The sequence below is a fragment of the Faunimonas sp. B44 genome, from assembly GCF_052655945.1.
Map to the genome: position 1 here is coordinate 275283 of NZ_JBQYEX010000003.1, position 25969 is coordinate 301251.

Below are 25969 nucleotides of genomic sequence, written 5' to 3' on the forward strand. Positions count from 1 at the left end.
CCGGAAAGGCTGCGGCCGCAAATCCCGTCGCAATGCCGCCCGGTCCTTCCCGCCCGCGGCACCGGCGCTCTTGTCCTCCGGGCGCAATCTTGCGCATCTAGAAGGGTGTTCGAGAGCGGGAGGGCTTGGCGGGATGGCGCTGCGGGAAATCGTACGGGGCGGGTTCTTCCTCGGGATCGCGGTCGGCGCGGGAGCGGCCGTCGTAGGCCCCGCTCTGTGGCGGACGGCGCGGCCCTACGCCAAGTCCGCCGTTCGCGCCGGCCTCGAGGGCTATGCCGCCGCACGCGTGGCGGCCGCCCGCGTCGGCGAGGAGGTCGAGGACCTCGTCGCCGAGGTCATGCACGAGATCGGCGCAGAAGACGCCGGGGCCGCGGCGGGCGCGTCGGCCGGCGCCGCGACCGGGGCCGCGGCCGGAGCGTCGGCCGGCACCGAAGCCTCGGCGGAAGGGGCCGACGGTGACTGACGGGGCGCCCGAGCCGTTGCGCGGCCGCATCCGCCACCGCATCCCGGGCCGGATCCGCATCGCCATCGAGCCGCCGCTGCAGGGCGAGGCGGCGCTCGCGCGCTTCGCCGACGCGGTTTCCGGCATCGAGACGGTCGAGGCGGTCGAGATCCGGCCGTCGACCTGCAGCCTCCTCATCCGCCACGGCGGCTGCTTCGAGGCGATCGTCCGCGCGCTGGCGGACCGGGACCTGCTGCTCCTGTCGGAGCCGGGCCCGGCCGCGCCGCTCGATCCGATTGCGGAGACGCTGGCGGGGCTCGACCGCGCCGAGGCGACGGTCATGCGGCTCACCGGCGGCCGCGGCGACCTGTGGAGCCTCGCCTTCGCCGGCCTCGTCGCCGGCGGCTTCGTCCAGCTCGCGCGCGGGCGCGTAGCCGGCCCGGCGCTCACCCTGTTCGGGCAGGCGGCGACGATCGCGGCGAGCCGCGCCTTGCGCCCGCGGCGCTGACCACGCGACGCCCTTCGGCAAGTGCCAGCGACCCTCCGGCGAACGCGCCGGCCGTGAGCACGTCGGCCGTGGAAAGCGGCGCGATCCCGAGGAGCCGGCGCAAGGGCGGCGCGAGGAAGGGGAGCGCAAGGAGCGCCGCCGCCGCGGCGAGGAAGCCCTCCAGCCGCCGCTCCGAAATCGCGAGCGCCTCGCCGGCGCCCGGCGAGCGGTCGCGCAGCGCCCAGGCATGCGCGATCTGCGCGAGCGCGAGCGTCGCGAAGGTCATGCTCCGGGTCCGCGGCCCGAGGCCCGCGCGCGACAGCGTCAGGAAATGCGCGAGGAGCGCTGCCGCGGCGATGCCGCCGCCGTCGAGGCCGAGGCGGGCGATCTCGTCGCGCTCGAAGAGCGGCGCATCGGCGGGCTGCGGCGGGCGCGCCATCACGTCGCCGCGCGGCTCGGCGAGCGCGAGCCCGAGCGCCGGCAGGATGTCGGTGACGAGGTTCAGCCAGAAGAGCTCCATCGGCGTCTCGAGCTCGCCGCGGCCGTGCAGCGATTCGAACAGCATCACCAGCACCTCGGAGAGGTTGGTGGACAGGAAATAGCCGAGCGAGCTCTTCACGTTGTCGTTCGTCGCGCGGCCGCGCGCGATGGCCCGCGCGAGCTCGCGCAGATCGTCGTCGGCGATCACGATGTCGGCCACCTCGCGCGCGACGTCGGTGCCGTTCTTGCCCATCGCCACCCCGACCGAGGCGGCCCTCAGCGCCGGGCCGTCGTTGACGCCGTCGCCGATCATGGCGACGCGCCGGCCGGCGCTCTCCAGCGCCTTCACGATGCGCAGCTTCTCGGCCGGCCCGACGCGCGCGAAGACGGAGGTCTTGAGCGCGAGCTCCCCCAGCTCCGCCTCGGAGAGATCGGCGATCCGCCAGCCCTCCACGACGGGAATGATGCCGGTCCGCGACAGGAACAGGGTCTCGGCGACGTTGAGAGCGGTCGCCGCCTGGTCGCCGGTGATCATGATCGTCCGCACGCCGGCGCGGTGCAGGAGCTCGACCGCCTCGCGCGCCTCCAGCCGGACCGGATCGGCGAGCGCCACCAGGCCAAGCCAGGTCATCCCGCCGATCTCGCCCTCCTCCAGGCTGCCGACCCGGCGCGCCACCCCGAGGACGCGGAGCCCCTTGCCGGCGAGCGCCTGGTTGGCTTCCACGATCGCAGCCCGGCGCTCCTGCGAGAGCGGGGCGACGGCGCCGGCGAAAGCTTCGTCGGACGCGACCGCGAGCACCTCCTCGGGCGCACCCTTGACGATCACCCAGCTCGCGTCGTCGCTCCGGTGCTCGGTCGCCATGAAGTGCCGCGTCTGGTTCCGGTTGCGGATGGCCGCGATCGGGTAGCGCGCCTGGAGCGCGTCGGGATCGATGCCGACGGACGCGGCGAAGCCGAGCAGCGCGAGCTCGGTCGCCGACCCGGTGCCGGCGCCGAGCCGGGCCTCGTTGCAGAGCGCGATCGATTCGCCCAAGGCACGCAGGTCCGGATCGTCGGATGCGGTCCGGGGCGACCCTTCCAGAATCGCACGCGGTTCCGCCCCGAGATGGACGGCGACCACCGCCATCCGGTTCTCCGTCAGCGTCCCGGTCTTGTCGAGGCAGATCGTGTCGATCGAGCCGAGCGCCTCGATCGCCGGCAGCGAGCGCACGAATGCCCCTTCGCCCTCCATCGAGCGGGCGCCGAGCGCGAGCGCCGTCGTCGCTACGGCCGGCAGGCCCTCCGGGATCGCCGAGACGGCGAGCGCGACGGCGCTCTTCGCCAGCCCGACGAGCGGCTCCCCGCGCATGTAGCCGATCGCGAACACCACGCCCGAGATCGCCACGCAACCGATGGCCAGCCGGGTCGCGAGCGCGGCGAGCTTGTCCTCGATGACGGGGCGCTGCCGGCGGGTCGAGCCGATCAGGTCGCGGGTCCGCGCCATCTCGGTGCCGGCGCCGGTGCGGAACACGACGGCGCGCCCGCCGCCTCCCGTCACGACAGTGCCGGCATGGACGATGTTCGCCCGTTCGGCGACGCTCGAGAACGGGCGCCTGATGCCCCCGGCGCTCTTCTCGGCCGGAAGGCTCTCGCCGGTCAGGATGGACTCGTCGATCGTGAGGTCGCTCGCTTCGATGAGCCTGGCATCGGCCGGCACCACTGCGCTCGGCGCGAGAAGGACGACGTCGCCGGGCACGACATCGCGGGCCGGGATCGTCAGTTGCGCCCCGTCCCGCACCACCGCGGCCAGATGGTCGACGGGCTGCGACAGCCGCCGGATCAGGCGCTCCGTCGCATTCTCGGAGGAGAAGCCGATTGCGGCGTTCACGACCACGACGCCGATCGTCACGACGGCGTCCACCAGTCCTCCGGTCGCCAGCGACAGCACCGCCGATCCGGCGAGAAGCGCGACCGGCAACGTCGTGAGCTGCTCGGCGAGCATCGCGCGCTGCGACCGTCCCGGCCGGGCGGGGACGGCGTTCGGGCCATGAACGCCGAGGAGCCGGCTCGCCTCATCCGCCGCGAGGCCGTCCTGGCTGCTTCCGAGGCGCGCGAGCACGTCCGCCCGGCTGGCGGCGGCGATCTGCCGAAGCTCCGCCTCGCCCCCGCCCGGGATCGGCCCGCCGCCGGCCCCTGCTTCGCGGCCGCCGGCGCGCGGCGGCTGCCGCAACAGGCCGGCGACGTGCTCGGCGACGGCCTCGGGCGGCACGTCGCCGCCGTGCTTGAGCAGGATGCTCTTCGTGTGGCGGTTGGCCGACGCCACCGTCCAGCCGCGGCCGGCGAGCCCGGAGAGGATCGCGGCGAGATCGCCCGCCGCGGGCCAGCAGGCGAGGTCGAGCCGGGTTCGTCCCGGGACGTGATGGCGGACGGCGACTGACGAATCCATGCGCGACGACGACCTGACTGCGGGGCGGACGTTCACCGGGCACGGCGCGACCCGCCCGCACGGTGTGATTGTTCCGAACCCGCCCGCCAATCAAGCACGGTTTCGTGACGGAATGGTCGCAGGTCCCCCACCCCGGGCAAAGGCCGGCCGATCCCCATGTCCGAACACGCGCCCGTGGCCGTCATCGGGCTTTCACAGGGCTTCCTCTATTCCGGGCGAACCAAGCCCTTTTTGCCGGGAGAGCCCCCCATGCCGCCCAGGTCAGGTCCACTCGCGTTCGACCGCTATTGCAGCCGCGATCTCGACCGGGACACGATCGAGCGCGCCTACAGCGCGTGGGCGCCCGTCTATGACGGGGTCTGCGGCCCGATCTTCCATCACGGCCGCAGGGCGGCGGTCGAGGCCGCCTGCGCGGTCGGCGGCCGGACGCTGGAGATCGGCGTCGGCACAGGCCTCTCCTTCGGCGCCTACGCCCGCACCGGCACCCGCGTCGTCGGCATCGATCTGAGCCAGGCCATGCTCGCGAGGGCCGAGACGAAGCGGGCAACGGGGCGCTACCCGCACGTGGAATCGCTGCAGGTGATGGATGCGCACGAGCTCGCTTTTCCCGATCGCGCCTTCGATTCGGCCGTCGCCCAGTTCGTCATCACGCTGGTCGAGAACCCGGAGCGGGTGCTCGACGAATGCGCGCGGGTGGTCAGGCCCGGCGGCGAGATCATCCTGATGAGCCACCTCTATTCCGAGCGCGGCCTGACCGCCGCGATCGAGCGGTTCGCGGCGCGGCATACGCGCGCGATCGGCCTGCGCCCGGAATTCCCGTTCGCGCGCCTGCAGGCCTGGGCCGACCGTCACGGCGGGGTCACGCTCCTGGAGCGCCGGCCGGTCCGGCCGTTCTACACGCTGGTTCGCTTCAGGGTGGCGTAGGGGCCGCCGGATGGTGCGTCCGCGGCGCCCCGGCGGAGACAACGTCGCCGCGGCTGCATCGAGCCTCTGGCGCTCCTCCCCGCGCCGATTATGCTCGCGGCAACGAGCCGGGAGGAGCGGATCATGAAGCGTCGTGAATTCCTGAAGGGCGGCATCATCGGCGGGGCGGCGGCGGGGAGTGCGGCGCTCGCCGCGCCGGCGATCGCCCAGTCCATGCCGGAGGTGCGCTGGCGGCTCACGTCGAGTTTCCCGAAGCCGCTCGACGCGCTCTTCGGCAATGCCCTCACCTTCGCGCGATATGTCGCCGAGGCGACCGACAACCGCTTCCAGATCCAGTGTTTCGGACCGGGCGAGATCGCGCCGGCGCTGCAGGCGATGGACGTCGTCGCGAACGGCTCGGTCGATTGTGCCCACACGCCGATCTACTTCTACATCGGCAAGCAGCCGTCGCTCGCCTTCGGCACCGGCGTGCCGTTTTCGTTCAATTCCCGCCTGCAATATGCCTGGCTGACGAATGGCGGCGGCAACGCGCTGATGGACGAGGCGCTCGCCACGTTCGGCGTCGTCGGCTTCCCGTGCGGGCAGTCGGGCACCCAGATGGGCGGCTGGTTCCGCAAGGAAATCAACCAGCCGTCCGACTGGCAGGGCCTGAAGATGCGGATCGGCGGGCTCGGCGGCGAGGTGCTCGCCAAGCTCGGCGTCGTGCCGCAGCAGATCGGCGGCGGCGACATCTATGCCGCGCTGGAGCGCGGCACGATCGACGCGGCGGAGTTCGTGAGCCCCTACGACGACGAGAAGCTCGGCTTCGCGCGGGTTGCGAAATACTATTACGCGCCGGGCTTCTGGGAGGGCGGCGCCGTCCTCCACATGGTGGTCAACGAACAGCGCTGGAACGAGCTGCCGAAGCACTACCAGGCGATCCTGCGACAGGCCGGCGATTCGGCGATGAACGCCATGCTCGCCAAGTACGATTCCTCGAACGGGCCGGCGCTGATGCGGCTGGTCGCCGGCGGCACGGAGGTGAAGATCTTCCCCAATCCGGTGCTCGACGCGGCCTGGGCGGCCGCCCACGAGCTCTACCGGGAGAAGGCCGCGCAGGACGACCTCTTCCGGCGCTCGCTCGAATCGATGCTCGCCTTCCGCAAGGAGAATTATCTCTGGTGGCAGGTCAACGAATACGCCTTCGACAGCTACATGATCGCGAGCCGGCTGAAATAGCGCGCGCGGGGCACCGGCGCGCGCCGTTCCGGCGCGCCGGCACGGCTGCCACGCCGCGCATTTTTCCCCTTCTCAGGCCGGCCCGAAGCGGCGTAGCATCCGCATCATGACCGCGCTCGTCATCGACGTTCGCAAGGGCCGACCCTCCGATGCCGGCAGCATCGCGGACGTCCATGCGGCCGCTTGGCGCGAGGCCTATTCGGGGGTCATACCGGCGCTCGCGCTGGAGCGCATGATCGTGCGGCGCGCCGCGCCCTGGTGGGCCGAGGTGGCGAAGAAGGGCAACGGCCTCCTCGTGCTCGACGTCGGCGGCAAGGTCGCGGGCTACACCACCTTCGGCGCGGCCCGCACCCGCAGCCGCGCCACGGTCGCCGAGATCCAGGAGTTCTACCTCGCGCCGGAATATCAGGGGATCGGGCTCGGCTCCCGCCTCTTCGCCGGGGCCGTGAAGATCATCCGCGCGCAGGGCTACCCGCGCCTGGTGATCCGCGCGCTCGCCGACAACGACCGCGCCACCCGCTTCTACGAGCGTCGCGGCGGCCGCCTCGTCGCGCGCAGCGAGGAGACGCTCGGCGGTCGCGCGCTCCCCTGCCTCTGGTTCGAGTTCAAGGTCTGATCCCGGCCGCCCGTCGTCGTCCTGCGAGGGCTTGACCCCGGCATCCAGCACGGCCCCTCCTCTCCCGCTGTCGTCCTGCCCGGGCCTGATCCGGGCATCCGGCACGGCCCCGCCTCTCCACTGTCGTCCTGCCCGGACTTGATCCGGGCATCCGGCACGGCCCCGCCTCTCCACTGTCGTCCTGCCCGGACTTGATCCGGGCATCCAGTGCGCCTCGCCGCCACGAAGGCGCTGGTTCAGGTCGCCCGGTCCAGCCGGCGATCGAGCCGTTCCCGAAACCGCTTTCCTTCGCCGCGAAACAGTTCGGAAACGCGCCCGCCCTATCGACCGCGCCTCGCCACGCCCGGCCCGGACGGCCGGACGCGGCCGGAAGAAGCCTTTCGAAGGAGCCGACCATGTCGGACATCACCACTGCGCGCATCGACGAGGCACGGCTCGGCGGGTTCGCCCTCCTCGGCGACGCGTTCCAGTCCTGCCTCTCGCGCTGGCAAGCACGGCGGGCGCGGCGGCAGACCTATGCGACGCTCGTCCGCCTGCCGGACCACGTGCTGCGCGACATCGGCCTGGAGCCCTCCGACCTGGCCCGCGGGCCGGCCGGCCTGCCGGACTGGATCCTCGCGCGGCGGCGGGGCGTCTGAGCGCCCTCGGCCGGGCGCGGCGAGCCCGAACGCCTCTGCGATGAGTTCGTAGGAGCGCCGCCGCGCGGCATGCTCGTGCGTGATGGTGACGACCATCACCTCGTCCGCGCCGTACTCGGCGGCGACCGCCTCGAGCCCCGCCTTCACGCGCTCGGGCGAGCCGACCACGCGCCGCCGGCCCGGGCCGAACGGCACCGCCGTCTCGCCCTCGCCGGCGAGGAACTCGAGCGCGGCCTCGACCGGCGGGATGCGGATGAGCCGGCCGCGGCGGAACAGCGTCATCGCCATGCGGTGGCTCGCGGCGAGCCGCTCGGCCGCCGCGTCCGTCTCCGCCGCAATCGCCCAGACCGCGACGATGATGCGCGGCTTCGCGCCGGGATGGCGCTCGGCGAGCTCGGCGCGGTAGCGCGCCGCGATCGGCGCGCCCTCGGCATTGATGAAGTCGGCGAAGACGTAGGGCAGGTCGAGCTGGCCGGCCCAGAGCGCGCTCTGCAGCGACGAGCCGAGCAGATGGGGCTCCGGCGCGTGCGGCCGGCCGGGCAGCTCGGCCAGAGCCGCGAAGGGATGGTCGGGCGGGATCGTGCCCGCCAGATAGCCGAGGAGCTCGACGAGCTGCTCCGGGAAATCGTCCGGCGCGGCGTGGCGGCGGTCGCGCTGCAGCGCGTAGGCGGTGCGCTGGTCGGAGCCCGGCGCGCGGCCGAGGCCGAGGTCGATCCGCCCGGGGAAGAGGCCGGCGAACATCGAGAAGGTCTCCGCCACCTTCACGGGGCTGTAATGCGGCAGCATGACGCCGCCGCTGCCGACCCGGATCGCCTCCGTCGCCGCCGCGATCGGCCCGATCAGCGCCTCCGGGCTCGGCGAGGCGAGCATCGGCGTGCCGTGGTGCTCGGCGATCCAGTAGCGGTGATAGCCGAGCCGGTCGGCAAGGCGCGCGAGATCCACGGAATTGCGGAGCGCCTCCGGGCCGCTCGAGCCCTCGGAGACCGGCGACTGGTCGAGCACGCTCAGCCGGAGCGGAGCCTTGCCTGCACTGTCCTCGTTCATTCGGCTACCTTGCTTGCGCCTTCCTCGCCTGCCATCTGGGGTCGAGACGCGAAAGTAGGAGTCCGCATGCGCATCGATGCGATCCCGATCGGCACCAACCCGCCCGAGGACGTGAACGTCATCATCGAGGTGCCGGTCGGCGGCGAGCCCATCAAATACGAGATGGACAAGGATGCCGGCACGCTCTTCGTCGACCGCTTCCTCTACACCCCGATGCGCTATCCGGGGAATTACGGCTTCGTGCCGCACACTCTGTGCGGCGACGGCGATCCGCTCGACGTGCTGTGCGCCTCCACGCGCGGCCTGGTGCCGGGCTGCGTCATCAATTGCCGCCCGATCGGCGTCCTCATCATGGAGGACGAGGCGGGCACCGACGAGAAGGTGATCGCCGTCCCCTCGCCCAAGCTCACGAGGCGCTACGAATCGATCCGCAGCTACGAGGACATGCCGCGGATCACGACCGAGCAGATCGAGCACTTCTTCGCCCACTACAAGGATCTCGAGGGCGGCAAGTGGGTGAAGATCGTGCGCTGGGGCAACGCGGAGGAGGCGAAGCGGATCGTGCTGGAATCGATCGAGCGGGCGAAAGGCAAGGCCGCCTGAGGCGCCCCTAGCCTTCCGGCCTGCCGGCGGCGCCGAGCCGCCGGCCCTCGGCCAGCATCGCGATCACCTCTTCGTCCTCGAGCTGGGCGAAGTCGTCGTAATGCGCGCCGATCGCCCAGAACGGCTCGGGCGTAGCCAGGCAGACGATCTCGTCGACGAGCGGGCGGAGCTCGCGCAGCGTGTCGGCGGGGGCGAGCGGAACGGCGAGCACCAGCGTCTTCGGCGCGCGCCGCCGGAGCGCGACGAGCGCCGCCTTCACCGTCGTGCCCGTCGCGATGCCGTCGTCGACCACGATGACCGTCCGCCCCTCGACGGGAAGATGGCCGCGCTCGCCGACATAGGCGGCACGGCGGCGCTCGATCTCGCGCGCTTCCGCCGCTGCGCCCTCTGCGACCGCGCGGTCGTCGAGGCCGGTCGCCCGGATCACCTCCTCGTTGCGCACGATGTCCGGCGGGTCGCCCTCCACGATCGCCGCGGCGGCGAGCTCGGGCTGCCACGGCACGCCGATCTTGCGCACCAGCAGCAGGTCGAGCGGCGCGCCGATCCTGCGCGCGATCTCGAGCCCGACGGGCACGCCGCCCCGCGGCAGCGCCAGCACCACCGGGTCGGCATAGTGCCGGTCGATGAGCCGCTCCGCGAGCTCGGCGCCGGCCGCGACGCGGTCCCTGAAATGGTCTTGCCGCCTCATGCTGCCCTCCCGCCGAGATGCCGGCCGAACCAGTCGATCGCGAGGTCGCAGACGGTGTCGAGCGTGCCCGGCTCCTCGAAGAGATGCGTCGCGCCGGGCACGATCGCGAGATGGCGCTCGCAGGCGAGCATGGCGAAGGCCTCGCGGTTGAGGTCGATCACCACGTCGTCGAGGCCGCCGACGATGAGGAGCGTCGGCGCCTTCACCCAGCCGAGCCGCGGTGCGGCGAGGTCGGGCCGGCCGCCGCGCGAGACGATCGCCGCGACGCGCCCGGGCCGCTCGGCCGCCGCCATCAGCGCCGCGGCGGCGCCGGTCGACGCGCCGAAGAGGCCGATCGGCAGGCTCGCGAGGTCCGGATCCTCGGCGGCGAAGTCGATCGCCTCCTCGACCCTCGTCCCGAGCAGCGGGATGTCGAAGACGTTGGCGCGGTCCGCGGCCTCCGCATCGGTCAGCAGGTCGTAGAGCAGCGTGCCGAGGCCCGCGCCGACCAGCCGGTCGGCAACGAGGCGGTTGCGCGGGCTGAGCCGGCCCGAGCCGCTGCCATGCGCGAAGACGACCAGGCCGAGCGCCGGCGCCGGCAAGGTCACCGTGCCGGGCAGTCCCATCGCTCCTATCCTGACCTCGCGCCGCTCCGGCATCGCCGCCTCCGGGCCGTCCGCCATCCTATCCCGGAACGCCCCGCCGCGAAACGCGGAGGAACGCACCCGCACCGGCACCACCGCCCCCGCCCCTCTCCCTGTCATCATCGCCGGACCGTACCACCCACTCTGTCGTCATCGCCGGACTTGATCCGACGATCCACTGCCGGTGCCGCCGGCGCCCTCTGGATGCCCGGGTCGGGCCCGGGCATGACGACAGTGGAGGAGGCGAGGCGGGGCGGGGCCCCGTTCGAGCCCCCAGCTCTGCAATTCGGAACCGCCCCCGCCCCTCTCTCTGTCGTCATCGCCAGGCTGTACCACCCACTCTGTCGTCATCGCCGGACTTGATCCGGCGATCCAGGTAGCGCCTCCACCGCGGCACGCCCCCTCTGGATGCCCGGGTCGAGCCCGGGCATGACGACAGTGGTGAGGGCATGGCGAAAGAAGAAGGGCGGCGCCTGACCGCCCTACGCCCTCCGCCCTCCGCCGCCCCGCCCCACTCTCTGTCGCCAGCCGGCACCCGCGACCCGGCACAACCTCAACCTCCCCCTTGCGGGGAGGTCGAAAGCGGCGGAGCCGCTTTCGGGAGGGGGGCGCGGCGCTTCCGCTTCCTCGGCGTCGGGGGAGCCGTCGGACCAATGACGCGAGCAGCGTCAGCGCGTCCATCGTCCAACATCGGGCGCTCGCCGTGCTGCACCGGCCAGCCCCCCTCCCGAAATCCCGGGCGCCTTCGGCTTCGGAATTTCGACCTGCCCGCGAGGGGGAGGTTGGACGGAGAACGGGGCGGGCGCGCCCTCAGCCGGCGATGCGGGAGAAGTCGGCGACGGCGAGGGTGGCTTGGCGCAGGCGGTTGAGAAGCTTCAGGCGGTTCACGCGGAGCGCCGGGTCGTCGGCGTTCACGGTCACCTTGTCGAAGAAGGCGTCGACGGCCGGGCGGAGCTCGGCGAGCGCCCGCATCGCGCCCTCGAAATCCTCGGCCGCGACGTGTTCGCGGGCGTGGCGCTCCGCGGCTTCCATGACGTGGAGGAGCGCGCGCTCCTCGGCCACGCCCCTCTCCACGATCAGGCGGTGGTCGGGCGGGCCGTCGAAGGCGCCCTCGCCGTCCTTCCGCTCCTCGGCGCGCAGGATGTTCGCGGCGCGGCGGTAGCCGACGAGGAGGTTCGCGCCGTCCTCGGTCTCCAGGAAGCGCCCGAGCGCCGCGACCCGGCGCACGATCATCAGCAGGTCGTCCTGCCCCGGCAACGCGAACACGGCGTCGATCAGATCGTGGCGCGCGCCCTCGTCGCGCAGATGCACCTTGAGGCGGTCGGCGAAGAAATCAAGCAAGTTCACGAAGAAATCGAACAAACTGAAGGACTTGATGGTGGGGAGGTCCGCCTCCTCCTTCCCCGGCATGCCAGCGATGGCGACTGCTCCGGCCTCAAGTGTACCGGGCGTAATCGACAAGCGATCTCCGAACGCACTGAACATGTCGTGCAGCAAGGGCCGCAAGGAAACGCGCAGCTCGTTCGCCAGCACCAGCCGGATCACGCCGAGCGCCGCGCGGCGCAGCGCGTAAGGGTCCTTCGAGCCCGTCGGCTTCTCGTCGATCGCCCAGAAGCCGACGAGCGTGTCGAGCTTGTCGGCGAGCGCGACGGCGATCGCCACCGGCTCGGCCGGGACGAGGTCGCCCGGCCCCTGCGGCCTGTAATGGTCGCGGATGGCGTTGGCGACCTCCGGCTTCTCGCCCTGCGCGAGCGCGTAATAGCGCCCCATCACGCCCTGCAGCTCGGGGAACTCGCCGACCATCGCGGTCGGCAGGTCCGCCTTGGCGAGGCGGGCGGCGCGCTCGGCATCGCCCGGGTCGGCGTGGACCAGCGGCGCGAGTTCGCGCGCGAGGCGGGCGATGCGCTCCACCCGCTCCGCTTGGGTGCCGAGCTTCTCGTGGAAGGTGACGCTCTTGAGCTTCTCCGCCCAGTCCTCCAGCCGCCGCGCCTGGTCCTGCTCCCAGAAGAAGCGCGCGTCGGAGAGGCGGGCGGCGATGACGCGCTCGTTGCCGGCGGCGATCGCCTTGCCGCCGTCGGACGCCTCGATGTTGGCGACGAGCAGGAAGCGGTTGGTGAGCGCGCCGGTCGCGGGATCGCGCAGCACGAAGCATTTCTGGTTGGCGCGGATGGTGAGCCGGATCACCTCGTCGGGGATCGCCAGGAAGCGCTCGTCGAAGCGGCCCATCAGCACCACCGGCCATTCGACGAGGCCGGCCACCTCGTCGAGGAGGCCGGGATCCTCGACCACGTCGAGCCCTTGCGCGAAGGCGAGGTTCTTCGCCTCCGTCTCGATGATGGCCTTCCGCCGCTCGGAGTCGAGCACGACCTTCGCGGCTTCCAGCGCCGGCACGTAATCGTCGAAGCGGCGGACGCGGATCGGCGCGCCGTCGCTCATGAAGCGGTGGCCGTAGGTGAGGTTGCCGGCCGTCACGCCCGCGATCTCGACCGGGATCACGGTCGTCTCCTCCGTCTCCGGGCCGAACGTGCAGAGGATGGAGCGGAGCGGCCGCACCCAGCGGAGGCTCGCGGTGCCCTCCGCCTCCGGCGGGGAATGAAGCGTGCCCTGCGGCGCGGAGCGCGCCCCCCAGCGCATCGATTTCGGCCAGGGGAAGCTGCGGATCACCTCCGGCACGAGCTCGGCGATGATCTCCTCCGCCGGCCGGCCGGGCTTCTCCACGATCGCGACGTAGAAATCGCCCTTCTTCGGGTCGGACTGGACATTCGCCTGCTCGATCGAGGCGAGGCCGGCGGCGCGCAGGAACCCTTCGAGCGCCTTCTCCGGCGCGCCGACACGCGGGCCCTTGCGCTCCTCCCTCACGTCGCGCGAGCGTGCGGTCACGCCGTGGACGGTGAGCGCCAGCCGGCGCGGCGTCGCGAACGCCTTCGCCCCCTCGTAGGTGAGGCCGGCATCGACCATGCCGCCGGTCACCAGGCGCCGGAGGTCCTCGGCGGCCTGCGCCTGCATGCGGGCCGGGATCTCTTCCGAGAAGAGTTCGAGCAGAAGGTCGGGCATCGGGTGTCGCGCTGTCTCGGGAATGGCCCGCGATCGGGCGCGGCCTGCCTAGCAAGGCGCGCGCGCCTTGTCACCCGGCCGCTCGCGCCGCCCGGCCGCCGCCGCGCCTCACCAGCCGCCGCCGCCCCCGCCGCCGCCGCCGCCGCCCGATCCGCCCCCGCCGCCGAAGCCGGACGAGCCGGAGGAGGCGCGCGGCATGGCGCCCGCGAAGCTCGCCGTCGCCGCGCCGACCGACGAGGCGACCGCGCGCGAGAAGCTGCGGCCGGACCAGCTCCCCGTCCGCCAGTCCGGGCGGTAGGAGCCGACCGGGTCGGGATCGTCGGGATGGGCGCGCCGGAGCGCCGCCTCGAAGGCCGACGCCCATTGCCGCTCGGCGCCGAGCGCGACCGCATAGGGCAGCAGCGCCTCGAAGCGCTCCGCGTCGATCTCGGGCGGATGCATGTCGAGCCGGGGCTGCTCGGCGGTGGTGAGGTAGAGGCGGAAGCCTTCCAGCTCGTCCATCACCTTGCGCCCGGCGCTGGTCGGCGCCCGTAGCAGGTAGAAGAAGAGGCCGTTGACGAGCGCAAAGGCCATGAAGAGGGCGATCGGGACCGGATGGTCGCGCAGGGTGGCGAGGATGAACCCGCCGACGCCTGTGCCGCCCGCGCGGCTCCCGAGCGCCTCCGCCGCCTGCATCACGAGGAAGGCGAAGAGTGCGGCGAGCGCCAGCCCGGTCCGGATCAGCACCCGCGTCGAGCTCGCCGTGAGGATCGTGCGCATCATCGGGACGAGCACGAACCCGGCCGCGACGGAGAGGAAGGCGAGCGGCGCAAGCACCGCGAAATCGCCCGGCCCGAGCCCGCCGTAAAGCACGACGAGCGCGCCGGTGGCGATCGAGAGGCCGAGGCCGACGAGGAAATAGGGGATGTTGTGGCGGAAGAAGCGGTACCTGTTCTCGCCCTCGATGCTGCGGCGGAAGCGTTTGCCGGCCTCCACCACGGCCTCCCCGTTCGCCTTCTCGATCCGCCCGGTCCCGCCCTCCTGCTCCACCCAGCCGAGGACGGCGCGCTCGCCCGGCGGCAGCGCGAGAAGGTCGGCCGCCTTCGGCGTCCGCCGCAGGACGAGCGTGTCGCCGGCCTGGTCGAAGAGGACGAGGCCGCGCACGGCGAGCGAGAGCGCGGCCGCCGTGAAGGCGCGCCAGCCGGATTCGGTGAAGCCCCAGTTGTGGATGTAGTTGGCGAGCGCCGGCGAAACCTCTTCGGGCGGTCCGAAGAGCGGGATGACGGGGCCGCCCTTGGGGTCGCGGCCGACCGCGTTCCAGGCGGCGAGGTAATAGGCGAGCACCGCCGCCATGCCGACCCCGCCGATGATGAACGCGCGATGGTCGAGCAGGAAGAACAGCGCGCGCTGGCGGCCGGTCGGCTCCGCCACCGTGCCTTCCGGATATTCGGCGACGATGGTGAGCCCCTCGCCCGGGCCGAGCCGGCGGGTGGTCTCCACCGACAATGCGCCGTCGACGGCGACTGCGCCGGCGAATGCGGTGCCGCGCGCCCGAAGCGGCCCGGTATAGGCCGTCCAGCGCGTCGGCGCCGCCGCCGCGACCACCCTCACCGCCGCCTTCAGGATCGGGAACGACCAGAAGTTTCCCGTGACGTTCCAGTAGAGTTCAGGCTTGCCGTCCGGCCATCGCACCTGGCGCCCGGTCGTGTAGCTGAAGATGTAAGTGTATTCGCCCGGCTGGAGCAGGACGTCGCTCCGGCCTGCATAGATGCGGATGGCGTCTCCTCTGCGCTCGGTGCGGTATTCTTCTGGGCCGTTGTCGCGCCGGACGGAGTTGATCTCGAACGTGACTTCCCGCCGGCGGCCTTCCGCATCCTCGAAGGCGAGCGGAAAGTCGCGGTAGATGCCGCGTCGGATGTCCCTCCCCTCCGCCCGGACCCGGATGGTCTCCGTGACCCTCAGCACCCCGTCCGCCGCCACCTCGATCCGGCTGTCGAACCGCTCGATCTGCTCGGCCGCCCGCGCGCCGCCCGCGGCTAGCAGAAAGAGGAGCGGGATCAGGAACTTGGCAAAGGCGCGCAAGGCCTGTGCCCCGGTCAGAAGGCGACGGTCGGCACGGCCCGGTCCGCGGCGTTCTCGATCTCGAAATAGTCGCGCTTCGCGAAGCCGAAGGCGTTCGCGACGATGTTGCTCGGCACCGTCTCGATCATCGTGTTCAGGTTGCGCACCGCGCCATTGTAGTAGCGCCGCGCCATCTGGATGTCGCCCTCGATGCCCGAGAGCTCGCCCTGGAGCTGCAGGAAATTGGCGCTCGCCTTGAGGTCCGGATAGGCCTCGGCGACGGCGAGCAGCCGGCCGAGCGCGCCGGAAAGGAGCGTTTCCGCCTGCGCCCGCGCCTGCACGTCGCCGCGCGGGATCGCCGCCGCAGCGTTGCGCAGTTCCGTCACCCGTTCCAGCACGCCGCGCTCGTGGGTGAGGTAGCCCTTTACCGTCTCGACCAGGTTCGGGATGAGGTCGGCGCGCCGCTTCAGCTGCACGTCGATGCCGCTCCACGCCTCGTCCGCCATCTGCCGCGTCGCGACGAGCCGGTTGTAGAGATAGATGCCGTAGGCGACGAGCGCCGCCGCGACCGCAAGGATCACCCACATCGCCGAACTCCCCCTGGCGGCCCGGAATGCCCGCCGCCGCTCCATCTCGCCGCCCGACGCGCCGCCGTACGCTCCAGGCAATAGGGCGGCGGCCGCTATGCCCCGCCGCCCGCCGTCTTCAGCCAGGCCGCGCCGCATGCGCGCGCCAGGGCCCTGACGCGCAGGATGTAGCTCTGCCGCTCGGTGACGGAGATCACGCCGCGGGCGTCCAGCAGGTTGAAGACGTGGCTCGCCTTGATGCACTGGTCGTAGGCGGGCAGAGCGAGCCTGTGCCGTTCGTCGGACTCACCGGCCGCGAGGAGCGCGTTGCATTCGCGTTCGGCATCCTCGAAGTGGCGGAACAGCAGCTCGGTGTCGGCGTGCTCGAAATTGAAGCGCGAGTATTCCTGCTCGGCCTGCAGGAAAACGTCGCCGTAGCTCACGCGCTCCGCGCCGTCGCGGCCGTTGAAGTTAAGGTCGTAGACGTTGTCGACGCCCTGCACGTACATCGCCAGGCGCTCCAGGCCGTAGGTGAGCTCGCCGGAAACCGGCGCGCATTCGAAGCCCGCGACCTGCTGGAAATAGGTGAACTGGGACACCTCCATGCCGTCGCACCAGCACTCCCAGCCGAGCCCCCAGGCGCCGAGCGTCGGGCTCTCCCAGTCGTCCTCCACGAAGCGGATGTCGTGCAGGTTCGGGTCGATCCCGATCGCGCGCAGCGAACCGAGATAGAGCTCCTGGAGGTCGGGCGGCGACGGCTTCAGGATCACCTGGTACTGGTAGTAGTGCTGCAGGCGGTTCGGGTTCTCGCCGTAGCGGCCGTCCGTTGGCCGGCGGGACGGCTGAACATAAGCGGCGTTCCACGGCCGCGGCCCGAGCGAGCGCAGCGTCGTCGCGGGGTGGAAGGTGCCGGCGCCCACTTCCATGTCGTAGGGCTGGAGGATGACGCAGCCCTTGTCCGCCCAGTAGCGCTGCAGCGTCAGGATCAGCCCCTGGAACGAACGCGTCGGCGCCATGTGGGGCGCGGGCGTGTCGGATGGGGTCGCGGCGTTCTCTGCGCTCAAGGGATGCTGCCCGGCCGGTGAAAGGTCGACGGGCTGCCTGCCACGGGCCACGGGCAGGGTCAAGCATTCGCCCGCGTCAGCGCGCGAGCATGGGCGCGACCCACCAGCCGGGGCGCGCGCTGCCGATCCGCTCCGCCGCAGCCCTGGCATCGCTCTGGCCGGCATAAAGGCCGAAGCAGCCGGAGCCCGACCCCGACATCCGCGCAAGCAGGCAGGCGCCGTCGGCGCGCAGCAGGCCGAGTGCGTCGCCGATCGCCGGCTCGATCGCGAGCGCCGGCCGTTCGAGATCGTTGCGGGTGGCGATCAGCCAACTCGAGACGTCCGACGGCGATCCCGCACGCTTCGGCAAGTCGGGCAGGCCGCCGCGCTCCTCCTGCGGCAGCCGCTGGAACACCGGCCCGGTCGCCACGGGCCTGTCCGGCCAGACGAGGACCAGAGGGAGCGGCGGCAGACCTTCGACCGGCTCGATCCGTTCGCCGATGCCGCCCGCCCGCAGTCCACGGCCGTGCAGGCACATCGGAACGTCCGCACCGATTTCCCTGCCGATCTCGGCCAGCCGCGACGGCGGGAAGTCGAGCCCCCAGAGGTCGTTCAAGGCGAGGAGCGTCGCGGCGGCGTCGGCCGACCCGCCACCGAAACCCGCGCCGGCCGGGAGCCGCTTCTCGAGCCGGATGGCCGCACCCGGCTGCCGGCCGGCGGCGGCGGCGAGCGCCTCGGCCGCCCGCAGCACGAGGTTGTCCGGCCCGGCCGGCACATGACCGGCAAAAGGGCCCGTGACGACGATCGAAAGCCGGTCGTCCGCTTCGACGGCGAGGCGGTCGCCCTCGTCGCCGAACACGACGAGCGTATCGAGCTCGTGATAGCCGTCCGGTCGCCGGGCCGTGACATGGAGCGCAAGGTTGACCTTGGCCGGCGCTAGGCGGATGCGCTCCGGCCCCGATTCGCCCTTCAACGGCCGGTCACTGCGCGGGCAGGCGCAGGCGCATGCCGGGACGGAGCGCAGCCGCGCTCGGCAGCTGGTCGCGGTTGGCGTCGAGGATCTGCGGATAGCGGCTGCCGCTGCCGAGATGCTTCGCCGCAATGTCCCAGAGCGACTCCCCGCGCTGCACGACGTGCAGGCGTTCCTCCGGCTGGGCGTCCGTCGAGGTCTGGTTCAGGGCCGCCTGCTGGACCATCGGCTCCGCCTCCGCTGCCTTCTCGACCAGGCGGCCCTCCGCGATCTTCTTCAGGATGATCGGCAGCTCGGGTTCCTTCGCGCCGAGGTCGCGGGCGTGCCGCCACTGGAACTGCGCCTCCAGCGTGCGCCCGACCCGCCAGTAAGCGTCGCCGAGGTGATCATTGATGACGGGATCGTGCGGCATCAGCGCGACGGCGCGCTCGAGCTCCGTCACCGCGTCGTCGAAGCGGCCCAGCCGGTAATAGGCCCAGCCGAGGCTGTCGACGATGTAGCCGTCGTTCGGGCGGAGCTCCACCGCCTTGCGGACGAGATCGAGCCCCTCCTCGAGGTTGACGCCCATGTCGACCCAGGAATAGCCTAGATAGTTCAGGACGAGCGGCTGGTCCGGGAAGAGCTCGAGCGCACGCCGGAAGTCGGCCTCGGCCTTCGGCCATTGCTTGGTCCGCTCGTAGGCGATGCCGCGGAAGTAATAGACGGTCCAGTCGCCGCGCGCCGGGCTCGTCATCAGGTCCATCGCGCGCGAATAGGCGCTAGCGGCCTCGGCGAAGCGTTCCCGGCCGCGCAGCATGTTGCCGTAGGCGATGTGCGCCTGCAGATCCTTCGGGTTGCGCTGGATCGACTCCTTGAAGGCCTTCTCCGCCTCCTCGGTGCGGTCGAGACGGTCGAGCGCCATGGCCGCCCGTAGCAGCGCGAGGGCGCGGAACGGCGCCTTGGGGTCGATGCCTTCCAGGACCTCGATCGCAGCCTCGCTCTGGCCGCCGGCATCGAGGATGTTGCCGAGCGACAGCGCCGCAAGCCCGCCGGCGCCGTTCGGCGCAAGGTGGAGCGCGAGGCGCAGATAGAGCACCGAGAGCTCCAGGCCCCCTTCCTGACCGATGGCCGCGCCGAGGCCGCCGAGCGCCTCCGCTGCGCCTTCGACCGGGCTCGCCACCGCCGGCGCAAGCGTCTTGCCGCCCTTCAGATCCGCCAGCGCCTGGGTGGCGAGCGCATTGTCGGGGAAGCGGTCGAGAAACTCGGCGAGCAGCTTCTCGGCTTCCGCCGGGCGGCCGGCCCGGGATAGCGCACGGGCATAGGCCTCGGTGATCCGGACGGCGCCGCGATCGGATTCCTGGGCGACACGCAGCGCCTCCAGCGCCTCGTCGGACCGTCCCGCAAGCGTCGCGATATAGCCGGTGTGGAGCAGCTTGAAGGGGCGGTACCACTCCTCGCCCTCGACCTCGCGGATGGTGGCGAGCGCCTGGCCGACCTCGCCCCTCCCGAACTGCGACCAGGCGCGCAGCAACGCGTTCGTCAGGTCGGCGAGGGCGCCCTTGCTGCTCTTCGCGAGCTCGCCCATCGCCTCCGGATAGCGCTTCCCCCGGATCTGCTCGACGGCCAGGACGAGGCGCGCCGCCAGGCTGTCGGGCGCCTTGGCCGCCAGGTCCCTGGCGAGCCGGAGCGCGTCCTTCACCTGCCCGTCGGCGGCGGTGAGCACCATGGCGCGCTCGAGCAGGAACAGGCTGGAGGGATCGCGCGCATAGGCTTCACGGTAGAAGGCGGCGGCGCCCTTGATGTCCTTCTGCGAATCGGCGACGCGGGCCGCCAGGTAGATCCCCGACAGGCTGTTCAGGGACGCGCCCCCGGTCGGATTGGCCGCGGCGAACGCGGGCTGCGCGAGCCCTGCCGCCAGCAGTGCCGACAGTGCGAGCCGGCGCGCTCCGGCGTGAATCCTGTGCGCGTTCATGCTGCGCTCCGTTGCTTGGCTTGCCTTCGGAATACCCCCGTCGGGCAAACGGAGCAATCGCGCCGACGGCCGCGGGTCAGGAGGCGCGCCGGATCGAGAAGGCGACGGCCTCCAGGAGCGCCGCCTTGGCCGGGGTCGCCGGCAGCGGCGCTAGCGCGTCGATCGCGCGCGCCGCGTAGTGGCGGGCACGCTCCACCGTGTCGGTCAGCGCCTCGGTCCGTGCCAAAAGCCCGATCGCCCTGTGCAGGGCTGCCTCGGAGGTCGCCCCCTCGACGAGCCCCTCGCGCCAGAAGGCGCGGTCCTCGTCGGTGCCGCGGCGATAGGCGAGCACGACCGGCAGCGTCACCTTGCCCTCGCGGAAGTCGTCTCCGACGTTCTTGCCGAGCGTCGCGGAGGCGCCGCCATAGTCGAGCACGTCGTCGATCAGCTGGAAGGCGATGCCGAGATTGTTACCGTAGGACCGGAATGCCGCGCGGGTGGCCTTGTCGGCGCCCGCGATGATGGGACCGACCTCCGCCGCCGCCGAGAACAGCGCCGCCGTCTTGGCGCGGACGACGTCGATGTACTCGTCCTCGGTCGTCTCGGTGTTCTTGGCCGTGCCGAGCTGCATCACCTCGCCTTCGGCGATGGTTGCGGCCGCCACCGCCAGAACGTCGAGCGCCTCCAGCGAGCCGACCTCCACCATCATGCGGAACGCCTGGCCGAGCAGGAAATCGCCGACGAGCACGCTCTCCTGGTTGCCCCAGACGAGCCGCGCCGTCCGCTTGCCGCGCCGCGTATCGCTCTCGTCCACGACGTCGTCGTGGAAGAGCGTGGCGGTGTGCATGAATTCCACGCTCGCGGCGAGCTTCACATCGCCGCTCCCGCGATAGCCGCACGCAAGCGCCGCGGCGAGCGTCACCATCGGGCGCAGGCGCTTGCCCCCGGAATCGATCAGATAGCGGGCCACCTCCGGGATGAGCGCGACCTGCGAGCCGGTCCTCTCCAGGATCACCTGGTTCACCCGCTCCATGCCGGCCGCCGTCACCCGGACGAGCGGCTCGATCGACTCGCCTTTCGGCTGGCTGTCATCGAAGGGTAAAACGACGCCCACGGCATACTCCTTCCGGTCGAGACTAATGGCCGGCCCGTTGCCCATAAAGCCTATGCGGTACGACATAAAGCCTCGCGGGCCGCGTGCCACGCGGGAACGCTTCGCGCGCGGGCGGATTGCCGTTAGGCTGCGCCCCGTGAACGAGCTCCTGCGCAGCAACGACCCCGTCCTTCTCTCCTACGTGCAAGCCCTCCTCAACGAGGCCGGCATCGTCCATACCCTCGCCGACCTCAACATGAGCGTGATCGAGGGGTCGATCGGCATTCTGCCGCGCCGCATCCTCGTGCCGAGCCGCCACCTCGCGGCCGCCCGCCGGCTCCTCGATGAGGCGGGGCTCACCTCGGAACTCCCCGACCCGCCTCGATGAGCGCCGAAGACGAACCGGCGGCCACCGAAGATGACTTTCTCGGCGGCACGGTCAGGCTTCTCCAGGCGGCGCGCGGCCACCGGGCCGGCCTCGACGCCGCGCTCCTACAGGCCCTCGTGCCGTCGGACGCGACCGGATGGGCCGTCGAGCTCGGGACGGGCGCCGGCGCCGTCGCCTTCTCCGTCGCGGCACGCGCGCCCGGCCTTTCGGTCGTGGCCGTGGAACGGGACGAGGGGCTCGCCGCCCTCGCGCGCAGAGCGCTCCGGCTGCCGCAGAACGGCCGCTTTGCTTCGCGCGTGACGGTCGTCGCCGCCGACGTCACCGCTCGCCGCCCGGAGCGGGAGAGCGCCGGCCTGCAGGATTCGAGCGCGGACTTCGTGCTGATGAACCCGCCGTTCGCTCTGGACGGCACGGTGAGCGCCTCGCCCGTCGAACGCCGCCGCAGCGCGCATGTCGCCGCGGCGGGCGACCTCCAGGCCTGGATCCGCACCGCTTCGGGTCTTCTCAAGCCGCGCGGGCGGCTCTTCGTCATCCACCGTGCGGAGGCGCTTCCCGACCTCCTCGCGGCGCTTGGAAGAGGATTCGGCGCGGTGGCGGTGATACCGGTCCACCCGCGGCGGGAGGACTGCGCCAACCGCGTCCTGATGGCCGCCACGAGGGCAAGCGGCAAGCCGCTCCAATTGTGCCCGGCGCTCGTCCTGCACGACCCGGACGGCTCTTGGACGGCAGAGGCCGATGCGGTGCTCAGGGGCCGTTCCGCGATCCGTACCTGAGCGACAGGCCTGATGCGACAGGCCGGGGCTGGCGGAAACGGCAGGCCGAGTCCATGTTGAGACCGGGCGAGCAAGAAAGGGAGAACCGTGGCAGAATCGCTGTTCCAGAGCCTGCGCCGCATGCTTCCCGGCGGCGATGCACCGGTCGTCCCGGTGGTGCGCCTCAGCGGCACGATCGGCCGCGTGACACGGCTTCGCACCGGCCTCACGCTCGCCTCGACCGCCGGCCTCCTCAAGAAGGCATTCGACGTCAAGGCCGCGCCCGCGGTCGCCCTCATCATCGATTCGCCCGGCGGCTCTCCCGTCCAGTCGCACCTCATCTACAAGCGCATCAGGAGCCTCGCGGAGGAGAAGGACAAGCGCGTCATCGTCTTCGTGGAGGACGTCTGCGCCTCCGGCGGGTACATGATCGCCTGCGCCGGCGACGAGATCGTTGTCGATCCCGCCTCGATCGTCGGGTCGATCGGGGTTGTCTCTGCCGGGTTCGGCTTCGTGGAGGCGATGCGGAAGGTCGGCGTGGAGCGCCGCGTCTACACGGCCGGCCATGCCAAGGTGATCCTCGACCCCTTCCAGCCGGAGAAGCCGGACGACATCGCGCGCCTCAAGGCGATCCAGGAGGAGGTGCACGACCATTTCATCGACATCGTGCGCACCCGCCGCGGCGACGTCCTGAAGCACAGCGAGGACATCTTCTCGGGCATGTTCTGGTCGGGCAAGACCGCCGTCGGGCTGGGTCTCGCCGATCGCACCGGCGAGCTGCGCACGGTCCTGCGCGAGATGTTCGGCAGCAAGGTCAGGACGAAGCTCCTGAGCGGGGAGCGCGCGCTCTTCCCGCGCCGCCTGAGCCTCGGCTCGATGGCGGAGGAGGCTGCCGACCACCTGCTCGCCGAGCTGGAGGAACGCGCCCTCCGCTCGCGATTCGGACTGTAGGAGGACCGCCGTGGTACAGCTCGTGGTCCTCGGCCTCGCCGCCTATGGCGGCTGGTATCTGTGGAAGTCGGTGAAGAAGGAGATCGGCCGCGTCGGCCGGGACGTGGAGAAGGCCCGCTCGACGGCAAAGCCGAGCGAGACGCTGGAATACGATCCGGACACGCAGAAGTATCGGCTGAAGAAGGATTCCTGACGCTTCGCAGCCGGCGTCTCCGCTGCACGCGGCCGCCCTCGGGCCGGGTGGCGGCGCCGGCGCGAGCGCCGACAATTTAACTAAAGACGCAAAATCCTGTTGATTCTGCGAGCCGCCGCGGCGCCTACAATCCTAACAATTCCATGACTGTGTCCCCTGAGCACTGTTCAGAGCTCCCGCAACGGGCGTTCATCCATGGTTCAGGGCACCTGGACGGGAATCGATCCTGACGGATGATCCCCACCGGGGGTTGTCGGGATCCGAACCTCGAGAGTTGGCACCATGCTCAAGCGCGACGCAGAGATCGGTCCGCACACCATCGTCCTTCCAAAGCCGGCGCTTCGCCCGCCGGTTCGGGAAGACGAGATCGAGCCGCTCAAGGAGGCGATTCTCGCCAAGCTCACGCTCGCCGTCGGCAAGAATCCCGCGACCGCCAGCCCGCGGGACTGGTACGTCGCGGCCTCGCTCGCCGCCCGCGACCGGATCGTGCACCGCTGGATCGAATCGAACCGGCGGGTGCGCAAGGCGAACAGCAAGCGGGTCTATTATCTCTCGCTCGAGTTCCTGCTCGGCCGGATGCTGGGCGACGTCCTCAACAATCTCGGCCTGACCGAGGCATTCCGCGCCGCCCTCGGGGACCTCGGCATGGACCTCGACCAGCTGCGCCAGGCGGAACCGGATGCCGCCCTCGGCAATGGCGGCCTCGGGCGGCTCGCCGCCTGCTTCGTCGAGAGCATGGCGACGCTCGCCGTCCCCGCCTGCGGCTACGGCATCCGCTACGACCACGGCCTGTTCCGGCAGGTGATCAAGAACGGCGTCCAGCAGGAATACCCGGAAACCTGGCTCTCGTTCGGCAATCCCTGGGAGTTCGAGCGGCCGGAAGTCATCTACGACATCGGCTTCGGCGGAACGGTGCAGCCTGCCGGCGGATCGGAGCGCACGCCGCGCGCGGTCTGGCAGCCGGCCGAGACGGTCGAGGCGGTCGCCTACGACAGTCCCGTCGTCGGCTGGCGCGGCGAGCATGTGAACCCGCTGCGGCTCTGGTCGGCCCGCGCCGTCGATCCCCTGCGCCTCGACTGCTTCAACAGCGGCGACCATGTCGGGGCGCTGACCGAGCAGGTCCGCGCCGAGGCCATATCGAAGGTGCTCTATCCGAGCGACGCGACGCCGGCCGGGCAGGAATTGCGGCTCCGGCAGGAATATTTCTTCGTCTCCGCTTCGCTGCAGGACCTCGTCCGCCGGCACATCCGGATCTACGGCGACATCCGCTCGCTCCCGGAGAAGGCCGCCATCCAGCTCAACGACACACATCCGAGCGTCGCCGTCGCGGAGCTGATGCGACTCCTCCTCGACGTGCACCATCTCACCTGGGACGAAGCCTGGGAGATCACCCGGGCGACCTTCTCCTACACCAACCACACGCTGCTGCCGGAGGCGCTCGAGACCTGGCCGATCCCGCTCTTCGAACGGCTTCTGCCCCGGCACATGCAGATCATCTACCTGATCAACGCCCAGCACCTGGAGGCGGTGCGCGCGGAGAATCCGGGTGACGACCGCCTGCTCTCCTCAGTCTCCATGATCGACGAGAACCACGGCCGGCGCGTGAAGATGGGCCACCTCGCCTTCCTGGGCTCGCGCCGGGTGAACGGCGTTTCGGCGCTCCACACCGCGCTCATGAAGGAGACGGTCTTCGGGGACCTGCACGCGCTCTTCCCCGAGCGCATCGTGAACAAGACCAACGGCATCACCTTCCGCCGCTGGCTGCACCAGGCCAATCCGGGCCTGACGGCGCTGCTGCGGGAGACCTGCGGCGAGGCCGTCATGGACGACCCGGAGGCGGTCGCGCGCGTGGCCGCCTTCGCGGCCGATTCCGGCTTCCATGACCGTCTCTCCGAGGTGCGGCTCGCCAACAAGGTCGCGCTCGCCAGGACGATCCGCGACCGGCTCGACATCCGCGTCAACCCGCACGCCCTCTTCGACGTGCAGGTGAAACGGATCCACGAGTACAAGCGGCAGCTCCTCAACATCCTGGAGACGATCGCCCTCTACGACGCGATCAGGAACCAGCCGACGCGGAACTGGTACCCGCGTGTGAAGATCTTCGCCGGCAAGGCGGCGGCGAGCTATCACGAGGCGAAGACGATCATTCGCCTCGCCCACGACGTCGCCTCGGTGGTGAACGACGACCCGGCCGTGCGGGACCTCCTCAAGGTGGTGTTCCTGCCGAACTACAATGTTAGCCTCGCGGAGACGATCATCCCCGCCGCCGACCTTTCGGAGCAGATCTCCACGGCCGGCATGGAGGCGTCCGGCACCGGCAACATGAAGTTCGCCCTCAACGGAGCGCTCACGATCGGCACGCTCGACGGCGCCAATGTCGAGATCCGCGAGCGCGTCGGCGACGACAACATCTTCATCTTCGGCCTGAGGGCACACGAGGTGGCCGAGCGTCATCGCACCGGCCTCGACGCGATGGCCGACATCCGCAATTCCCCGATGCTCGCCGAGGTGCTCGAGGCGGTGGCGGGCGGCGCGTTCTCCGCCGGCGACCGCGACCGCTACGGCCATCTGGTCGACATCGTGAAGCATCACGACCGCTTCCTGGTGGCGGCCGATTTCGACGGCTATTACGCCGCGCAGCGCGCCGTCGACGAGGCATGGGGCAACCCGCGCCGCTGGTGGAAGTCGAGCGTGCTCAACACGGCGAACATGGGCTGGTTCTCGTCCGACCGCACGATCCGCCAGTATGCCGAGGAAATCTGGCAGGTGCCCGCGAGGGGGACGGCGGCGGCCGGCTGAGC

General features: G+C 71.3%; 22 protein-coding genes and 1 pseudogene. 12 read left to right on the forward strand and 11 right to left on the reverse strand.

All coding sequences use genetic code 11. The features are described 5' to 3' along the window. The first annotated feature begins 133 nt into the window (after positions 1–133). On the forward strand, positions 134–463 hold the full coding sequence (locus tag ACUN0C_RS07425; RefSeq protein WP_445465699.1) for a DUF5132 domain-containing protein: 330 nt from the start codon (positions 134–136) through the stop codon (positions 461–463). Then, a complete protein-coding gene (locus ACUN0C_RS07430; RefSeq protein ID WP_445465700.1) occupies positions 456–950 on the forward strand; it encodes a hypothetical protein in 495 nt (164 codons plus the stop codon). The genes ACUN0C_RS07425 and ACUN0C_RS07430 overlap by 8 nt, the downstream gene beginning before the upstream one ends. Here the strand turns inward: ACUN0C_RS07430 and ACUN0C_RS07435 are convergent. After that, the gene (locus ACUN0C_RS07435; protein ID WP_445465701.1) at positions 889–3834 is read right to left on the reverse strand and encodes a cation-translocating P-type ATPase; all 2946 of its coding nucleotides are present in this window, start codon (positions 3832–3834) and stop codon (positions 889–891) included. The genes ACUN0C_RS07430 and ACUN0C_RS07435 overlap by 62 nt on opposite strands. A 249-nt stretch (positions 3835–4083) precedes the next feature. Between ACUN0C_RS07435 and ACUN0C_RS07440 the strand changes: the two genes are divergently transcribed. The 4 genes from ACUN0C_RS07440 to ACUN0C_RS07455 all read left to right on the forward strand — a co-directional run bounded on the left by ACUN0C_RS07440 (position 4084) and on the right by ACUN0C_RS07455 (position 7230). Continuing rightward, the gene (locus ACUN0C_RS07440; protein ID WP_445465702.1) at positions 4084–4758 is read left to right on the forward strand and encodes a class I SAM-dependent methyltransferase; all 675 of its coding nucleotides are present in this window, start codon (positions 4084–4086) and stop codon (positions 4756–4758) included. A gap of 123 nt (positions 4759–4881) precedes the next feature. Further along, entirely contained in the window at positions 4882–5976 is a 1095-nt protein-coding gene (locus tag ACUN0C_RS07445; protein WP_445465703.1) for a TRAP transporter substrate-binding protein, read from the forward strand. Between the two features lie 106 nt (positions 5977–6082). Further along, positions 6083–6592, forward strand: a complete 510-nt coding sequence (locus tag ACUN0C_RS07450; RefSeq protein WP_445465704.1) for a GNAT family N-acetyltransferase — start codon at positions 6083–6085, stop codon at positions 6590–6592. 395 nt (positions 6593–6987) lie between these two features. Then, positions 6988–7230, forward strand: a complete 243-nt coding sequence (locus ACUN0C_RS07455; RefSeq protein WP_445465976.1) for a DUF1127 domain-containing protein — start codon at positions 6988–6990, stop codon at positions 7228–7230. Positions 7231–7272: 42 nt separating this feature from the next. On the opposite strand, the pseudogene ACUN0C_RS07460 reads toward ACUN0C_RS07455, so the two are convergent. Further along, a pseudogene (locus ACUN0C_RS07460) lies at positions 7273–8274 on the reverse strand (LLM class flavin-dependent oxidoreductase); the annotation flags it as partial. A gap of 66 nt (positions 8275–8340) precedes the next feature. Between ACUN0C_RS07460 and ppa the strand changes: the two are divergent. Next, positions 8341–8877 (forward strand): inorganic diphosphatase, encoded by a 537-nt coding sequence (gene ppa, locus ACUN0C_RS07465; RefSeq protein WP_445465705.1) that lies wholly within the window; start codon positions 8341–8343, stop codon positions 8875–8877. Between the two features lie 7 nt (positions 8878–8884). Here ppa and ACUN0C_RS07470 read toward each other — a convergent pair whose 3' ends face one another. The 9 genes from ACUN0C_RS07470 to ACUN0C_RS07510 form a co-directional block, all read right to left on the reverse strand. Then, positions 8885–9565: a phosphoribosyltransferase gene (locus ACUN0C_RS07470; protein ID WP_445465706.1), complete on the reverse strand. Its 681-nt coding sequence runs from the start codon at positions 9563–9565 to the stop codon at positions 8885–8887. Beyond that, positions 9562–10227, reverse strand: coding sequence for a dienelactone hydrolase family protein (locus ACUN0C_RS07475; RefSeq protein WP_445465707.1), 666 nt, complete (start codon positions 10225–10227; stop codon positions 9562–9564). Before ACUN0C_RS07475 ends, ACUN0C_RS07470 begins: the two co-directional genes overlap by 4 nt. A gap of 771 nt (positions 10228–10998) precedes the next feature. After that, complete coding sequence (gene glyS / locus ACUN0C_RS07480) at positions 10999–13242, reverse strand: glycine--tRNA ligase subunit beta (RefSeq protein WP_445465708.1); 2244 nt, start codon at positions 13240–13242, stop codon at positions 10999–11001. Positions 13243–13350: 108 nt separating this feature from the next. After that, the gene (locus ACUN0C_RS07485) at positions 13351–15303 is read right to left on the reverse strand and encodes a DUF2207 domain-containing protein (RefSeq protein ID WP_445465709.1); all 1953 of its coding nucleotides are present in this window, start codon (positions 15301–15303) and stop codon (positions 13351–13353) included. Positions 15304–15317: 14 nt separating this feature from the next. Next, positions 15318–15869 (reverse strand): LemA family protein, encoded by a 552-nt coding sequence (locus tag ACUN0C_RS07490; protein WP_445465710.1) that lies wholly within the window; start codon positions 15867–15869, stop codon positions 15318–15320. 95 nt (positions 15870–15964) lie between these two features. Beyond that, positions 15965–16864, reverse strand: a complete 900-nt coding sequence (locus ACUN0C_RS07495; protein WP_445465711.1) for a glycine--tRNA ligase subunit alpha — start codon at positions 16862–16864, stop codon at positions 15965–15967. Between the two features lie 124 nt (positions 16865–16988). Beyond that, positions 16989–17864, reverse strand: a complete 876-nt coding sequence (locus tag ACUN0C_RS07500) for a 4-(cytidine 5'-diphospho)-2-C-methyl-D-erythritol kinase (protein WP_445465712.1) — start codon at positions 17862–17864, stop codon at positions 16989–16991. Between the two features lie 7 nt (positions 17865–17871). Further along, positions 17872–19812 carry a tetratricopeptide repeat protein gene (locus tag ACUN0C_RS07505; RefSeq protein WP_445465713.1) on the reverse strand — a complete coding sequence of 647 codons (1941 nt, stop codon included), beginning with the start codon at positions 19810–19812 and terminating at the stop codon, positions 17872–17874. Between the two features lie 76 nt (positions 19813–19888). After that, the gene (locus tag ACUN0C_RS07510; protein ID WP_445465714.1) at positions 19889–20905 is read right to left on the reverse strand and encodes a polyprenyl synthetase family protein; all 1017 of its coding nucleotides are present in this window, start codon (positions 20903–20905) and stop codon (positions 19889–19891) included. A 136-nt stretch (positions 20906–21041) separates the two neighbouring features. Between ACUN0C_RS07510 and ACUN0C_RS07515 the strand changes: the two genes are divergently transcribed. The 5 genes from ACUN0C_RS07515 (at position 21042) to ACUN0C_RS07535 (ending at position 25967) form a co-directional block, all read left to right on the forward strand. Then, entirely contained in the window at positions 21042–21272 is a 231-nt protein-coding gene (locus ACUN0C_RS07515; RefSeq protein WP_445465715.1) for a putative signal transducing protein, read from the forward strand. Next, on the forward strand, positions 21269–22045 hold the full coding sequence (locus tag ACUN0C_RS07520) for a tRNA1(Val) (adenine(37)-N6)-methyltransferase (RefSeq protein WP_445465716.1): 777 nt from the start codon (positions 21269–21271) through the stop codon (positions 22043–22045). Before ACUN0C_RS07515 ends, ACUN0C_RS07520 begins: the two co-directional genes overlap by 4 nt. Positions 22046–22132: 87 nt before the next feature. Next, positions 22133–22975, forward strand: coding sequence for a S49 family peptidase (locus ACUN0C_RS07525; protein WP_445465717.1), 843 nt, complete (start codon positions 22133–22135; stop codon positions 22973–22975). A gap of 10 nt (positions 22976–22985) precedes the next feature. Continuing rightward, a complete protein-coding gene (locus tag ACUN0C_RS07530) occupies positions 22986–23168 on the forward strand; it encodes a hypothetical protein (RefSeq protein WP_445465718.1) in 183 nt (60 codons plus the stop codon). A gap of 282 nt (positions 23169–23450) precedes the next feature. Further along, the gene (locus ACUN0C_RS07535) at positions 23451–25967 is read left to right on the forward strand and encodes a glycogen/starch/alpha-glucan phosphorylase (RefSeq protein ID WP_445465719.1); all 2517 of its coding nucleotides are present in this window, start codon (positions 23451–23453) and stop codon (positions 25965–25967) included. Positions 25968–25969: the final 2 nt, after the last annotated feature.